General features: G+C 72.2%; 13 protein-coding genes and 1 riboswitch. Of the genes, 6 read left to right on the top strand and 7 right to left on the bottom strand.

Annotated elements, in window-relative coordinates; all coding sequences use genetic code 11:
* Nucleotides 1–108: 108 nt before the first annotated feature.
* The 6 genes from ACZ48Z_RS08100 to ACZ48Z_RS08075 form a co-directional block, all read right to left on the bottom strand.
* Nucleotides 109–954: an ECF transporter S component gene (locus tag ACZ48Z_RS08100; RefSeq protein WP_468734968.1), complete on the bottom strand. Its 846-nt coding sequence runs from the start codon at nucleotides 952–954 to the stop codon at nucleotides 109–111.
* Nucleotides 951–2,687, bottom strand: a complete 1,737-nt coding sequence (locus ACZ48Z_RS08095) for an ABC transporter ATP-binding protein (RefSeq protein WP_468734967.1) — start codon at nucleotides 2,685–2,687, stop codon at nucleotides 951–953. Before ACZ48Z_RS08095 ends, ACZ48Z_RS08100 begins: the two co-directional genes overlap by 4 nt.
* Nucleotides 2,684–3,784, bottom strand: coding sequence for an energy-coupling factor transporter transmembrane component T (locus ACZ48Z_RS08090; protein ID WP_468735232.1), 1,101 nt, complete (start codon nucleotides 3,782–3,784; stop codon nucleotides 2,684–2,686). Before ACZ48Z_RS08090 ends, ACZ48Z_RS08095 begins: the two co-directional genes overlap by 4 nt.
* A 37-nt stretch (nucleotides 3,785–3,821) precedes the next feature.
* Nucleotides 3,822–4,448, bottom strand: coding sequence for an SCO2322 family protein (locus tag ACZ48Z_RS08085; protein ID WP_468734966.1), 627 nt, complete (start codon nucleotides 4,446–4,448; stop codon nucleotides 3,822–3,824).
* Nucleotides 4,445–5,623: a prenyltransferase/squalene oxidase repeat-containing protein gene (locus ACZ48Z_RS08080; protein WP_468734965.1), complete on the bottom strand. Its 1,179-nt coding sequence runs from the start codon at nucleotides 5,621–5,623 to the stop codon at nucleotides 4,445–4,447. The genes ACZ48Z_RS08085 and ACZ48Z_RS08080 overlap by 4 nt, the downstream gene beginning before the upstream one ends.
* A 133-nt stretch (nucleotides 5,624–5,756) precedes the next feature.
* Nucleotides 5,757–5,828, bottom strand: a riboswitch (cobalamin riboswitch).
* Between the two features lie 295 nt (nucleotides 5,829–6,123).
* Nucleotides 6,124–7,149 carry an MBL fold metallo-hydrolase gene (locus ACZ48Z_RS08075; RefSeq protein WP_468734964.1) on the bottom strand — a complete coding sequence of 342 codons (1,026 nt, stop codon included), beginning with the start codon at nucleotides 7,147–7,149 and terminating at the stop codon, nucleotides 6,124–6,126.
* Between the two features lie 262 nt (nucleotides 7,150–7,411).
* Here ACZ48Z_RS08075 and ACZ48Z_RS08070 point away from each other — a divergent pair, with 262 nt between their 5' ends.
* The 3 genes from ACZ48Z_RS08070 to ACZ48Z_RS08060 are packed head-to-tail and all read left to right on the top strand — an operon-like array spanning nucleotide 7,412 to nucleotide 10,049.
* Nucleotides 7,412–8,869 carry an aldehyde dehydrogenase gene (locus ACZ48Z_RS08070; protein WP_468734963.1) on the top strand — a complete coding sequence of 486 codons (1,458 nt, stop codon included), beginning with the start codon at nucleotides 7,412–7,414 and terminating at the stop codon, nucleotides 8,867–8,869.
* 3 nt (nucleotides 8,870–8,872) lie between these two features.
* Nucleotides 8,873–9,145, top strand: coding sequence for a ferredoxin (locus ACZ48Z_RS08065; protein ID WP_468734962.1), 273 nt, complete (start codon nucleotides 8,873–8,875; stop codon nucleotides 9,143–9,145).
* Between the two features lie 40 nt (nucleotides 9,146–9,185).
* Nucleotides 9,186–10,049 (top strand): tetratricopeptide repeat protein, encoded by an 864-nt coding sequence (locus tag ACZ48Z_RS08060; protein WP_468734961.1) that lies wholly within the window; start codon nucleotides 9,186–9,188, stop codon nucleotides 10,047–10,049.
* Between the two features lie 209 nt (nucleotides 10,050–10,258).
* On the opposite strand, the gene ACZ48Z_RS08055 is transcribed toward ACZ48Z_RS08060, so the two are convergent.
* Entirely contained in the window at nucleotides 10,259–10,912 is a 654-nt protein-coding gene (locus ACZ48Z_RS08055; RefSeq protein ID WP_468734960.1) for a TetR family transcriptional regulator, read from the bottom strand.
* 230 nt (nucleotides 10,913–11,142) lie between these two features.
* Here ACZ48Z_RS08055 and ACZ48Z_RS08050 point away from each other — a divergent pair, with 230 nt between their 5' ends.
* The 3 genes from ACZ48Z_RS08050 to ACZ48Z_RS08040 are packed head-to-tail and all read left to right on the top strand — an operon-like array spanning nucleotide 11,143 to nucleotide 14,338.
* Nucleotides 11,143–12,543 (top strand): glycosyltransferase family 4 protein, encoded by a 1,401-nt coding sequence (locus tag ACZ48Z_RS08050; RefSeq protein ID WP_468734959.1) that lies wholly within the window; start codon nucleotides 11,143–11,145, stop codon nucleotides 12,541–12,543.
* Complete coding sequence (locus ACZ48Z_RS08045; protein WP_389104754.1) at nucleotides 12,537–13,271, top strand: class I SAM-dependent methyltransferase; 735 nt, start codon at nucleotides 12,537–12,539, stop codon at nucleotides 13,269–13,271. The genes ACZ48Z_RS08050 and ACZ48Z_RS08045 overlap by 7 nt, the downstream gene beginning before the upstream one ends.
* The gene (locus ACZ48Z_RS08040; RefSeq protein WP_468734958.1) at nucleotides 13,268–14,338 is read left to right on the top strand and encodes a prenyltransferase; all 1,071 of its coding nucleotides are present in this window, start codon (nucleotides 13,268–13,270) and stop codon (nucleotides 14,336–14,338) included. Before ACZ48Z_RS08045 ends, ACZ48Z_RS08040 begins: the two co-directional genes overlap by 4 nt.
* Nucleotides 14,339–14,481 lie beyond the last annotated feature (143 nt).

The following is a 14,481-nucleotide window of genomic DNA, read 5'->3' as shown; positions in this document are numbered from 1 at the left end:
TGTGACCCGGCTCTCAATGTGCAGGTCAGAGGGGGTGCGAGTGAGACGTTATGTCGGAATTGTTCCTACTGTTCCCGTTAGTAGGTGAGCTGGGTCATGTGGGGCGCTTCACCGCTCGGGCGCCTCGAATGTGACCGGGGCCTCGAAGGCCGCTCGGCGGGTGGCCCGGCGCAGCGCCCTGAGGAGGACCGGGCCGAGGGTGAGCGTCAGGACGACGGTGACCAGGGCCCGGCCGAGGTCCCAGCCGAGGGACGTGGCCAGGCAGTACGTGACGAAGCGGGCCAGGTTCGCGGGGACCCCGGCGTCCGGGTCGAAGGCGATGTTCGAGGCGAGGGCGCCCATGAACGGCCAGCCGGCCATGTTCATGGCGGTGCCGTAGGCGAAGGCGGCGAGGAAGCCGTAGACCGCGAGGAGGCTGACCTCGGCGCGGCCCCTCACGCGATCGGAGCCCGGCAGCAGGCCCGCGCCCATCGTGAACCAGCCCATCGCCAGCATCTGGAACGGCATCCACGGGCCCACCCCGCCCGTGAGCAGGGCCGACGCGAACATCGTGACGTTGCCGAGCGCGAAGCCGAAGCCGGGGCCGAGGACCCGGCCGCTGAGCACCATCAGGAAGAACATCGGCTCGATCCCGGCGGTGCCTGCACCGATCGGCCGGAGCGCGGCGCCGGTCGCCGCGAGCACGCCGAGCATCGCCACGGCCTTGGGCCCAAGACCCGACTCCGCGATCGCCGCGGCGACCACCGCGACGAGGAGGACGAGCAGGCCCGCGAAGAGCCACGGGGCGTCCTGGGTGTGGGTGCCGACCTGGGAGGTGGGCGGGGCGAGGAAGGGCCAGCCGAAGGCCACGACCCCTACGGCGCTGACGAGGGCGAGGGTGACGAGGGAGCGGGGGCCGAGACGGACGGCCCGGGTCACGCCGGGGGCATGCGGCACGTCAGGGGCATGCGTCATGCCAGGGCCTCCCTCACCTGGGCGACGGTGAGCCACCGCTGCGGGGCGAGGATCTTGCTGACCTGCGGGGCGAACGAGGGGGAGGACGTGATCACCTCTGCCGCCGGACCGTCGGCGATCACCTCTCCCTCGGCCAAAAGGATCACCCGGTGCGCGAGCTCGGCGGCCAGTTCCACGTCGTGGGTGGCCAGCACGATCGCGTGGCCGGTGGCGGCGAGGTCCCGGAGCAGGGCAACGAGGCGGGCCTTCGCCGCGTAGTCCAGACCACGGGTCGGCTCGTCGAGGAGCAGGAGAGGCGGGCGGGCGGTCAGGACCACGGCGAGGGCGAGGGCGAGCCGCTGCCCTTCGGACAGGTCCCGGGGGTGGGTGTCGCCGCTCACGCCGGGGAGCAGTGCGTCGACCAGCGTCCGGCAGGTGCCGGTCGGCGCGTCGGCGTCGGTGTCGGCGGCCCGGCATTCGGCGGCGACCGTGTCGGCGTAGAGAAGGTCCCGGGGCTCCTGAGGGACGAGGCCGACGCGTTTCACCAGGTCGCGGGGGGTGGTGCGGTGGGGGTCCGCTCCGCCGACCCTGACCGATCCGGCGGAGGGCTCGACGAGGCCTACCAGGGTGTTGAGGAGGGTGGACTTTCCGGCGCCGTTGCGGCCCATGAGGGCGATGGTCTCGCCGGGGCGGATGGTGAGGTCGATGTGGTTCAGGGCCTGGACGCGGGCTCGGCGGACGGAGAGGGTGCGGACCTCGGCGAGGTGGGAGGTGGTGGGGGCGGTCGGCTTGGAGTGGCGGAGCCGACGGAACCGGCCTTCGGCCGGGTTTTTGTTCCCACCCGCACCACCCGTACAACTTTCGTCGTCGGGTGCAAGTGGCCCCTGTGGGGCGGTCCCGCCGTCGGCGACCGCGGGTACGCCGGTCGGGGATGTACTCCTGGCCAGTCGCTCCCTCAGGTCTCCCGCCCTGCGCCGCGCATCCCGGACCGTCAACGGCAACGGGGCCCAGCCCGCCAGCCGCCCCAGGTCCACCACCGGCGGGTACACCGGGGACACGGCCATCATCTCGGCCGGGGTGCCCAGCACAGGCGGCCTCCCGGGGGCCGGGAGGAGGGCGACCTGGTCGGCGTACTGGATGACGCGCTCCAGGCGGTGTTCGGCCATCAGGACCGTGGTGCCCAGGTCGTGGACCAGGCGTTGGAGGACCGCCAGGACCTCCTCGGCCGCCGCGGGATCCAGGGCCGACGTCGGTTCGTCGAGGACCAGGACCTCGGGGTGCGGGGTGAGGACCGAGCCGATCGCCACGCGCTGTTGCTGGCCACCGGAGAGCGTGGCGAGGGGGCGATCGCGGAGCGGAGCAAGACCCAGCAGGTCCAGGGTCTCCTCCACCCGACGGCGCATCACCGTCGGCGGCAGGCCCAACGACTCCATGCCGTAGGCGAGTTCGTCCTCCACGGTGTCCGTCACGAAGTGGGACAGCGGGTCCTGGCCCACCGTGCCCACCACGTCGGCCAGTTCGCGGGGCTTGTGGGTGCGGGTGTCGCGGCCGGCCACCGTGACCCGGCCGCGCAGGGTGCCGCCGGTGAAGTGCGGGACGAGGCCGCTCACCGCGCCGAGGATCGTGGACTTGCCGACCCCGGACGGGCCCACGAGCAGGACCAGTTCACCCTCCGGCACCTCGAAGTCGACGCCCCGCACGGTGGGTTGGGCCGCACCGTCGTACGTCACGGAGACGTCCTCGAAGCGGATCACGACGACGGCTCCTTGGGGGCGGGGGCGAGGAAGGCCGGCAGCAGTCCGAGGAGGACGGCCGCGGCGGGCCGGACGGGGAGGACCGGGGCGACCAGGGGGAGCACGCCGGGGTGCAGGGCCGCCGGATCGCCGGCACCCGCGAGGAACATCGCCGCAGCCACGGCCGCGCCGGAGCCGGCGACCAGCAGGGACCGGGAGTTCCAGCGGTCCGGACGGTAACGGGTGCGCGGAGTGCGGCGACCGCCCAGCCGCAGGCCCGCGAGTGCGGCGGTGAGACCGGCGAGGAGGACGGGGATGCCGTACGTGCCGCCTTCGGCGGTGAGGAGGCCGTACGTTCCCGCGCAGACGCCGAGCAGGCCGCCGACGGTGAGGACGCTCGTCGTACGGCGTACTCGGGGCGGGACCTGTGCCGTACGGCCGTAGCCACGGGCGTCCATGGCCGCGGCGAGGGCGACCGAGCGTTCCAACGCGCCCTCCAGGACCGGGAGTCCGACCTGGAGGAGGCCTCGGACACCGGAGTCGGGGCGGCCGCGGAGACGGCGGGCGGCGCGCAGACGCTGGACGTCGGCGATGAGGTGAGGGGCGAAGGTGAGCGCCACGACCACCGCGACGCCGAGTTCGTAGAGGGCGCCGGGGAGGGACTTGAGCAGGCGGTGGGGATTGGCGAGGGCGTTCGCCGCGCCCACGCAGATGAGGAGGGTGGCCAGCTTCAGGCCGTCGTAGAGGGCGAACACGAGGGCTTCCGCGGTGACCCTGCCGCCGAGACGGATGCCCTGGGCCCAGTCGGGGAGCGGGAGTTCGGGGAGCGTGACCAGCACATGGGTGCCGGGGACCGGGGAGCCGAGGGTGATCGTGAAGAGGAGACGGATGAGGATGACGGCCAGGGCCAGTTTGACGAAGGCGGAGTAGGAGCGGGACCAGGGCGTCGGGCGGCGGCAGGTCGCCACCACGTAGGCGGAGGTGACGATCAGGAGGGTCAGCAGGAGGGGATTGGTGGTGCGGGTGGCCGCGATCCCGAGGCTGAGGGACCAGAGCCACCAGGCGCCGGGGTGGACGGGTGCGCCCGCCCTCGTTCGTGCGAGGCCGCCGCTCTCCAGGAACCGTGAGCCGTCCGGGGCGTACGGATGCCCGGTGCTACGCACGCCGACGCCGCCGCGCCTGCCACACCGCTGCCGCTCCCAGCGCGACGACCGCCGCCGACCCCGCCAGCAGACCCACCGACGGGCCCCCGTCCGACCTGCTCTTCCCCGGGTCCGCCTTCTTCCGCGTCACCTGCTCCCCGCAGCCGGTCTCCGGATATCCCGCGATCGCGCACAGCAGGGCGTTGGTGTCGTACCGCAGGGGCTTCGCCACCGTGGCCAGGGCCTCCGCCGTGGTGGCGTCCTTGGGGACCGACGCGCACGCGGTGCGGCGCGGCGGCGGCTCCTCTCCGGGCGGGGCGTCCGTCGGCGTACCGAAGTCGAGGACCAGAGCCAGCCGTTTACGGCCGTCCCGCGCCGGTGTGTCCGCGCAGATCGTCGTGAACGACGCCGTCCCGCGGGGCGTGGTCGCACTCGCCGAGTCCTGGCTCACCGCGAACCGGAACCCCTGGACGGCACCGTCCGGGGGGACCGCCGTGGAGGGACCCTGCGTGGCGTACGCCCAGGTCGTGGCCGTGCGGTCCCAGAAGGACCAGTAGCGGTAGCCGGTGGCGTGCGCGGGACTCATGGTGGCGACGAACAGGCCCGTCAGGAGGGAGAGGACGACCGCTCGGCGGGTCACGGCTGCTTCCTCTTGTTACGGCTGCTCAGGAGGAAGCCGATGCCCGCCCCGGCGGCGAGACCCGCGCCGACCATCCACCACACGGAAGTGCTGGAGTCCTCCTCGCTGGACGCGGTGGCCGGCTTCGGTCCCGTCGCGGTCAGCCGCTTCACCAGGTCCGTGCCGCCGAAGTCGCCCGGGTCGGCGCCACCCGCCTCGGCGGCGAGGATCAGCTGGGCGTATGCGGCCGGGCCGCTCTGCTCGGCCCACTTCGCGGAGTTCCGCTCCAGCCACGCCAGGGGCTTGCGCGCGGCCTCGGAACCGCCCTGCACGGCGAGTGCGACGACCGCGTCCGCCGTGTTGCCGTAGTCGGGCTGGTTCTCGGCGCCGGGGAGGACGGACGTGAGATAGCCGTCCTTCGCGACAGCCTTGGCGAGGAAGGCGGCTCCGTTGGCTGCGGCCTGCGCAGGAGTGAGGTCCGAGGCGTCGGCGCAGGTGATCGCCTTGCCGTCGCCGGCCCTCGCCGTCAACGGGCCCGTTGCGTTCGCGGCTACGACAGCGGCGGCCGTCGCGTCCGCGTTGGCGTGGAGCTTGCCCTTCTTGTCCGGCTGGTAGGCGAAGGCGCCCCCGTCGGCGCACGGCAGGGACAGCTTCAGCAGGGCGTCATAGGGCGACTTCGCGCCGGCGCGGATCTTGGAGACGGGGGTGTCCTGGGTGGTCAGCGCGCCGATCACCACGGACGTCGAGTTGGCGTCGCTGGGCCCGCCGGGTGTGTAACCCCAGCCGCCGTCCTTGTTCTGGACGGACTTCAGCCAGGTCACCGCCTTGGTGACCGCGGTGCCGTGCCCGCCGACCGCGGACAGGGCCTGGGCGGCCGCGGCGGTGCTGTTGGTGTCGACCATCAGCTTGGCGTCGCAGGCCTTGGCCGGGTTCGCGCGGAACGCCGCGAACGCCCCGCTCGCGCACTGCTGCCCGGCCAGCCAGTCGACGGCCGCGGCGGCGGGCTCCGCGTGCACGCGGTACAGGGCGATGAGCGCGAACGACTGCCGCCAGACCCCGTCGTACGTGGGGTCGCTGCTGCCGTACAGCCCCGCGGGCAGGGACGGCGACGGGGACGGTGAGGCGGCGACGGCGGGCGCGGCCGTGCCGATCACGACGGTGGCGGCCAGGACCGCGGCGCTGCGGCGGACGTGCATGATCGGCGGATGCCCTTCTCACGGAAGGAGCCGGACAGCACGGGGAAACCCCGGGCGGCTCGGCTCCGTATACCTCGACGGTGCCGCGCACCGGCCGGTTGCCGGTGCACGTGAGCCGGTCACGAACCGTACGGGGCAGTCCGGCTCACCGCCGTCGAAGGCGGTCACGGTTGCGGGTCAGCGCCGGATTTGCACCGGCTTCCCCCCGTACGGGTGTGATGGCGACCCGGCCACTGTACTCGCCCGTAGGGAAGGCACTGAGAGCCGCCTGTGCGGCCACGGTGACGGTGCCCTCGCCTCTCGGACGGTGGTATCGGGCCAGGAGGCCGCCGGACTGCGGCGCCGCTGTGGCTGGTCGCGCAGTTCCCCGCGCCCCTGATACCCGCGCGCTTGTGCGGCCGGTCCGGTCCGCCGGGAAGGCGCTCCCCGTCGACAAGCGGAACAGCCGCAGGCGCTACCCGCGGACGAGTCGAACACCCCCGGCTCTCCGTGCCCGCCGCCTAAACAGCCACGTACGTCACCGGCTCGCTCCCCGTCACCGCCTCCGCCCGGCCCAGTTTCACCAGCCGCCGCAGATGCGCCTCGGCCTCCGAGACCGCGATGGTCCTCGACCCGTACGGGATCTGCTCCCAGGGCCGGTTCCACTCCATGCGCTCGGCGAGCTGCCAGGGCGTGAGGGGCTCGGCGAGGAGGGAGTGCAGGTCGGTGAGGCGTTCCTCGTGGTGGGCGAGCAACTCCCGTACCCGGGCGGCCGCGTCGGTGAAGACGTGCTGGTGGGCGGGGAGCACCTCGGCGGGGGCGAGGCGGCCGACGCGTTCGAGGGAGTCGAGGTAGTCGCCGAGGGGGTCGGTGACGGTGGTGTCGTCGGGGTCCTCGTACAGGCCGATGTGCGGGGTGATCTCGGGGAGCAGGTGGTCGCCGGAGAACAGGCGGCCGTGGCCCGGGAGTTGGGCCGGGTGCTCCTCCTCCAGGTGCAGGCAGACGTGGCCGGGTGTGTGCCCCGGGGTCCAGATCGCACGGAGCCTGCGGCCGGGGAGGTCGAGGAGTTCACCGGGGACGATCTCGCGGTCGGGCAACGCGGGGGAGAAGCCGGGGAGTTCACGGCGCCGGGCGGTGCGCAGGGGGGCCACGTGCTCCTCGGGAGCGCCCGCCGCCTCCAACTTGGCCGTCATGTACGTGTACCAGCGCTCGGCGCGGGTCTCCCGGGTGCGCCGTACGATCGCGGAGTCCGCGGCGTGCATGGCGATCCAGGCGCCGGAGGCCTCCCGCACCGCGCCCGACAGGCCGTGGTGGTCGGGGTGGTGGTGGGTGATGACCACACCGTGGATCTCGCTGACGTCGGTCCCGCACGCGGTCAGTCCTTCGGCGAGGGTGTCCCAGGACGCCGGGTCGTCCCAGCCGGTGTCGACCAGTACAGGACCGCGGTCGGTGTCGACGACGTAGACGAGGGTGTGGCCGAGGGGGTTGTCGGGGATGGGGACCTGGACGGACCGGACGCCGCCGCCGTGGTCGTGCACCTGCGCCATGGGCTCCCCAATCACCGCGTCCACGTCACTGCTGCGTCATTGCGGGGGCAACCCCCGGACCCCCGGCCGGAAAAGCAGGTCAGGTGTGATGAGCGGTGGGGCGACCGCTGGGCCGGGTCCGAGTATAACTAGAACGGGTTTCGATGGGAGCCCGAGGTCACCAACAGCCGTGGTGCGCGGGCCGTGGACTCCTCCGAGTGGAACTGGTATCAGTTCCGTATCTGATGGATCGTCAGTAAGCCGCCTCAGGGAGGCAGTCGCCATGGCCGAGCTCTTGGAACACGGACAGCTGTTCATCGGCGGGGAGTTGACCGACCCCCTGGGCAAGGACGTCATCGAGGTGATCTCCCCGCACACCCAGGAGGTCATCGGACGGGTGCCGCACGCCTCCCGGGCGGACGTGGACGCGGCGGTCGCCGCCGCGCGCACCGCCTTCGACGAGGGACCGTGGCCGCGGATGTCCCTCGACGAGCGCATCGAGGTCGTGTCGAGGATCAAGGACGCCATCGCCGTACGGCACGAGGAGATCGCCCGCGTCATCTCCTCCGAGAACGGCTCGCCGTACTCCTGGAGCGTCCTCGCGCAGGCACTCGGCGCGATGATGGTCTGGGACTCGGCGATCACGGTCGCCCGGAACTTCACGTACGAGGAGACCCGCGACGGGGTCCTCGGGAGGATCCTCGTGCGCCGCGAGCCGGTCGGGGTCGTGGCCGCCGTAGTGCCTTGGAACGTCCCGCAGTTCGTCGCCGCCGCCAAACTCGGGCCCGCGCTGCTCACCGGCTGCACGGTCGTGCTCAAGCCGTCGCCCGAGACGCCGCTGGACGCCTACATACTCGCCGAGATCACCAAGGAGGCCGGGCTTCCGGAGGGCGTCCTGTCCATCCTCCCGGCCGACCGCGAGGTCAGCGAGTACCTGGTCGGACACCCGGGCGTCGACAAGGTCTCCTTCACCGGCTCGGTGGGCGCGGGCAAGCGTGTGATGGAGGTCGCCGCCCGCAACCTCACCGGCGTGACACTGGAGTTGGGCGGCAAGTCGGCGGCGGTCGTGCTGCCGGACGCGGACGTCGAGGCGGCCGTCGCCGGGATCGTCCCGAACGCCTGGATGAACAACGGCCAGGCCTGTGTGGCCCAGACCCGCATCCTGGTGCCCCGCGCCCGCTACGACGAGTTCGCCGAGGCCTTTGCCGCGGCGGCCAGTTCACTGGTCGTCGGCGACCCGCTCGACCCGGCCACCCAGGTCGGCCCGCTGGTCGCCGAACGCCAGCAGCGCCGCAACCTCGACTACATCCGCATCGGCCAGGAGGAGGGCGCCAAGATCCTCACCGGCGGCGGGCGCCCGGCCGGCCTGGACCGCGGCTGGTACGTCGAGCCGACGCTCTTCGGGGACGTCGACAACTCGATGCGGATCGCCCGCGAGGAGATCTTCGGCCCGGTCATCTGCCTTCTGCCCTACGGCGACGAGTCCGAGGCCGTGAAGATCGCCAACGACTCCGACTACGGCCTGTCCGGCAGCGTGTGGACGGCCGACACCGCGCGCGGCATCGAGATCGCGAAGCAGGTCCGCACCGGCACCTACTCCGTCAACACCTTCAGCCTCGACATGCTCGGCCCCTTCGGCGGCTACAAGAACTCAGGCCTGGGAAGGGAGTTCGGCCCGGAGGGATACGGCGAGTACCTGGAGCACAAGATGATCCACCTGCCGGCCGGCTGGGAGGCGTGAGAGATGGAGGCACCTCCCACGCGGGCGAACCCGGGCGTGGGGACGGGAGACCGCTGGCACGTCGAGGTCGACCGCTCGCTCTGCATCGGCTCGGCGCAGTGCGTGCACACCGCCCCCGACGGGTTCCGCCTGGACACCGCCCGCCAGTCCCACCCCGCGGACCCGAAGACCGACGCCAACGAGAAGATCCTTGCCGCCGCCGAGAACTGCCCGGTCGAGGCCATCATGATCTCCCTGCTGGGCAGCGGGGAGCCCGTGTTCCCGCCCGAGGACTGACGGCGTACGCTCCTGCGGTCGTCGTGGGAGTGGAGTGGGCGTGGAGAAGTCCGAGGCCAGGGAGCTGATCGAGCAGGCGCGCGCGGCCTGGGAGGCCGAGGACTGGCTGCGCGCCGCCGAACTGTACGAGCGGGTGCTCGCGCACTTCCCGGACCTGAACGCGAGCGCGGTGTGGTGGTACGACGCCGCGCTCGCCCACAAGTTCCTGCGGAACTGGGCCAAGGCGTACGAGCTGGGCCGTGAGGCCGCGGCCCGGGCCCCGCGCGGCGAGGGCGACCCGGCGTACTGGAACCTCGGCATCGCCGCCACCATCCAGCGTGACTGGGCGACGGCACGGGAGGCCTGGACCGGCTTCGGCATCGAACTCCCGGACGGCGAGGGGCAGATCGACGGCCGCTTCGGCGTCGCCTGCGTACGGCTCGACTCCGGCGGCGAGCGCGAGGTCGTCTGGATCGAGCGGCTGTGCCCGACCCGCGGCCGGGTCGTCAGCGTGCCCGTCTCGGGCGGACGGCGCTACGGCGAGATCGTCGTCCACGACGGCGAACCGAAGGGCGAGCGGGTCGTCGACGGCTCCACCTACCCCGTCTTCGACGAACTTCTGCTCTTCGAGGCGTCTCAACTGCCCACCCTGGAGGTCACGGTGGCGGCGGGCGAGGCGGCCGACCTGGAGGCACTCGTCGAGCTGTTCACCGAGCACGGCTTCGGCGCCGAACCCGCGAGCAGCGTCCGCCTCCTGTGCGCCTGCTGCAGCGAGGGCACCCACGAACAGAAACGCGGCGTGGACGCCGGCGCCCAGCAGGTCTCCCTCGCCGCCCCCGAGGACGAGGCCCGGCAGCTCCTCGACCGGTGGGCGGGCGAGGCGGCGATCGGACGGAGCTGGAGCGGCCTCTCGGCCGTGCGGTAGGGGACGTCGGCCGCGCGGAGAGGGCGGAACCGGACTCGTCGGTTGCGGGACGGTGAGCGACGGGCAGGCCCGATGCGTGTCGCGGCTGCCCCCTGCCGGTCGCGTACGTCGACGGGGTCGAGCGGGAGGCGGGCCGGGCTTGAGTGGCCGGGCCCGACAGGACGCTCGGGGCATCGGCGGACGTGCTGGTATCGACCGGGCCGGCCGGGTCAGGCCTTCGGTTCCGTGAGGTCGATCAGGCGGCACACCGTCTCGATGTCTATCTTCACCTGGGCGATCGAGGCGCGACCCGAGAGCCAGGTGATCAGGGCCGAGTGCCAGGTGTGCTCGATGACCCGGACCGCGGAGAGCTGCTCGGGGGTCGGGTCGTCGAGGCCCATGGCGTCCAGGACGATCAGCGTGGTCTGGTGCGATACCTGGTCGACCTCCGGACTCACGCTGCGGTCCGCGAAGGTCAGCGCGCGGACCATCGCGTCGGCCAGGTGCGGCTCGCGCTGGAGCGCGCGGAAGGCCCGCATCAGCGTCTCCGCGACCCGCTCGGCCGCCGTCTCCCCCTGTGGCGGCTTCTTGCGGAGCGTGCCGTGCATGTGCTCCAGCTGGTCCTGCATCGTCGCGACCAGCAGATGGATCTTGGACGGGAAGTAGCGGTAGAGGGTGCCGAGCGCCACCTGCGAGGACTCCGCGACCTCCCGCATCTGCACCGCGTCGAAGCCGCCGCGACTCGCCAACTGCGCGCTCGCGTGCAGGATCCGGCGGCGCCGCGCCTCCTGCCGCTCGGTCAGCGGCGCGGCGTCGGGCCGTGCGGTACTGGCTTCCACTCTGCCCGACTTGGCCACCTTGTCCACCTTGGTCTCCGCGGTCATGGAACCCGTTTCCGTGACGGTCCGTGAGGGTTTGCGATCACACAGCATGGCAGGGTGCCGGGTCGTGGGGCGGCCGCGGCGTTCGTGGCGTGAATCACCTGATCCACCACTCACAGGGCCCCTACCTGCCGGTAGATTCAGAGCCTCCTGGACGATCAAGTCTGAAACTTGTTCTAGATTACCGTCTCGTCGTAATCTCGCGGGACAGTGCAGGCAGAAGGGGGCGCAGAGTGACCGCTGAGGCCAGTCAGGCGGGGTCTTTCGAGGACCTGGCCGCCGACGGCGAGCGACCGCTCCGTATCGCGCTCCTCACCTATAAGGGGAACCCGTTCTGCGGGGGCCAGGGCGTCTACGTACGACACCTCTCACGCGAGCTGGCCCGCCTCGGCCACCGGGTCGAGGTCATCGGCTCCCAGCCCTACCCGGTCCTCGACCCCGGGTACGAGGAACTGAGCCTGACCGAGCTGCCGAGCCTGGACCTCTACCGCTCCCCGGACCCCTTCCGCACCCCGAAACGCGACGAGTACCGGGACTGGATAGACGCCCTGGAAGTCGCCACGATGTGGACCGGCGGCTTCCCCGAGCCGCTCACCTTCTCCCTGCGGGCCCGACGCCATCTCCGGGCCCGCACTGGTGAGTTCGACGTGGTCCACGACAACCAGACCCTCGGCTACGGCCTGTTGGGCGACATCGGCGCCCCCCTGGTTACCACCATCCACCACCCCATCACCGTGGACCGGCAGTTGGAGATCGACGCCGCCGAGACCCGGCAGCAGCGCTGGTCCAAGCGCCGCTGGTACGCCTTCACACGCATGCAGAAGAGGGTGGCCCGCCGGCTGCCGTCCGTGCTCACCGTCTCCGGCACCTCCCGCCAGGAGATCGTCGAGCACCTGGGCGTCCGCGACGACCGCATCCACGTCGTGCACATCGGCGCCGACACCGACCAGTTCTCGCCGGATCCGTCCGTGCGGGTCGTCCCCGGCCGGATCGTCACCACCTCCAGCGCGGACGTCCCCCTCAAGGGCCTGGTCTTCCTCGTCGAGGCGCTCGCCAAGGTGCGCACCGAACACCCCGGGGCGCACCTCGTGGTCGTCGGCAAACAGCCCGAGGAGGGCCCGGTCGCCGCGGCGATGGAGCGCTACGGCCTTCAGGGCGCCGTCGACTTCGTCAAGGGCATCTCGGACGCGGAACTGGTCGACCTGGTCCGCTCGGCGGAGGTCGCCTGCGTGCCCTCCCTTTACGAGGGCTTCTCACTTCCCGCGGCCGAAGCCATGGCCACCGGAACCCCGCTGGTCGCGACGACGGGCGGCGCGATCCCCGAGGTCGCAGGGCGCGACGGCGAGACCTGCCTCGCGGTACCGCCGGGGGACGCCGGCGCGCTGGCGGCGGCCCTGAGCCGCCTGTTGGGCGACCCGGACCTGCGCGCCCGGCTCGGCCGGGCCGGCCGTGAGCGGGTCCTGACGAGGTTCACCTGGGCGAAGGCCGCCGAGGGCACGGTGTCCCGGTACCGCGAGGCGATCGCCGACTCCGCGGCCCGGCTCCCCGGCCGAGCCGCCGCTCCCCGGGGCGCCGAGCTCGCACCCCCGACCACAGACACCGGTGTCTATCCCGAAAGCAGGGCCACGTGCTGACCGTCGACTTCTCCCGGTTCCCGCTCGCGCCGGGCGACCGCGTCCTGGACCTCGGCTGCGGGGCCGGCCGGCACGCGTTCGAGTGCTACCGGCGCGGCGCGCAGGTCGTGGCACTGGACCAGAACGCCGAGGAGATCAGCGAGGTCGCGAAGTGGTTCGCGGCGATGAAGGAGGCCGGGGAGGCCCCCGAGGGTGCCACCGCCACGGCGATGGAGGGCGACGCCCTGGCCCTGCCCTTCCCCGACGAGTCCTTCGACGTCGTCATCATCTCCGAGGTGATGGAGCACATCCCCGACGACAAGGGCGTACTCGCCGAGATGGTCCGGGTGTTGAAGCCCGGCGGCCGGATCGCCATCACCGTCCCGCGCTACGGCCCCGAGAAGGTCTGCTGGGCGCTGTCCGACGCCTATCACGAGGTCGAGGGCGGTCACATCCGCATCTACAAGGCGGACGAGCTGCTCGCGAAGATCCGCGAGGCCGGCCTGAAGCCCTACGGCACCCACCACGCGCACGCCCTGCACTCGCCGTACTGGTGGCTGAAGTGCGCGTTCGGCGTCGACAACGACAAGGCGCTGCCGGTGCAGGCGTACCACAAGCTGCTGGTCTGGGACATCATGAAGAAGCCGCTGGCCACCCGGGTCGCCGAGCAGGCGCTGAACCCGCTGATCGGCAAGAGCTTCGTGGCCTACGCGACCAAGCCGCACCTGCCCGTCGTGGACGCGCGGTGACCACTCCCCGCACCGAACACCTCGTCCTGCCCGGGGTTCTCACCGCGGACGAGGCCGCCACGACCGTCGCCGGCATCCTGGCCGTGCAGCGCGGCGACGGGGCGATCCCGTGGTTCCGGGGCCACCACCTCGACCCGTGGGACCACACCGAGGCCGCGATGGCGCTGGACGCGGCGGGCGAGCACGAGGCCGCCGAACGGGCCTACGAGTGGCTCGCACGGCACCAGAACGCGGACGGCTCCTGGTACGCGGCCTACCAGGACGGGGACTTCACGAAAGTCACCGACCGGGCGCGCGAGACGAACTTCGTCGCCTACATGGCCGTAGGGGTGTGGCACCACTATCTGTCCACCGGTGACGACACGTTCCTCGACCGGATGTGGCCGACGGTGTTCGCGGCGACGGAGTTCGTGCTGGGGCTCCAGCAGCCGGGCGGGCAGATCGGGTGGAAGCGCGAGGACGACGGCACGGCGGTGCCCGACGGGCTGCTGACCGGGTCGTCCTCGATCCACCACGCCCTGCGGTGCGCCCTCGCCATCGCCGAGCAGCGCGAAGAGCCGCAGCCGGACTGGGAGTTGGCGGTGGGCGCGCTGCGGCACGCGATCCGCAGGCACCCGGAGCGCTTCCTCGACAAGGACCGCTACTCGATGGACTGGTACTACCCGGTCCTGGGCGGGGCGTTGACCGGCGCGGAGGCCACGGCCCGCATCGAGGCGGGCTGGGACCGCTTCGTCGTCCCCGGTCTCGGTGTGCGCTGTGTCGTCCCCAACCCGTGGGTCACGGGCGGGGAGTCGGCCGAACTCGCCCTGGCCCTGTGGGCGACGGGCGAGTCCGACCGGGCGCTCGAGATCCTCCAGTCGATCCAGCATCTGCGGGACGCGGAGAGCGGGTTGTACTGGACCGGGTACGTGTTCGAGGACGCGGCGGTCTGGCCACGGGAGCTGACCACGTGGACCGCAGGGTCCTTGCTTCTGGCCGTCGCCGCGCTCGGGGGGCACGAGGCCACCTGTGCGGTGTTCGGGGGCGACCGTCTGCCGGTGGGGCTTGACCCGGACTGCTGCGCCTGAGAGTTCGGGTCGTGTGTGGTTGCTCGCGCAGTTCCCCGCGCCCCCCAGGTGGCCGTGCCGTTCCCCACCCAGGGGGGGGGGGAACGCGGGACCAGACGCGGAAGGGCCGCGAAAGAAGACGGAAACCCAAGGGGGGGGGTCAA

The sequence above is a fragment of the Streptomyces sp. NPDC031225 genome (assembly GCF_055570355.1).
Note: the sequence above shows the minus strand (reverse complement) of the source record. Positions and strands in the feature narration are given on the sequence as shown.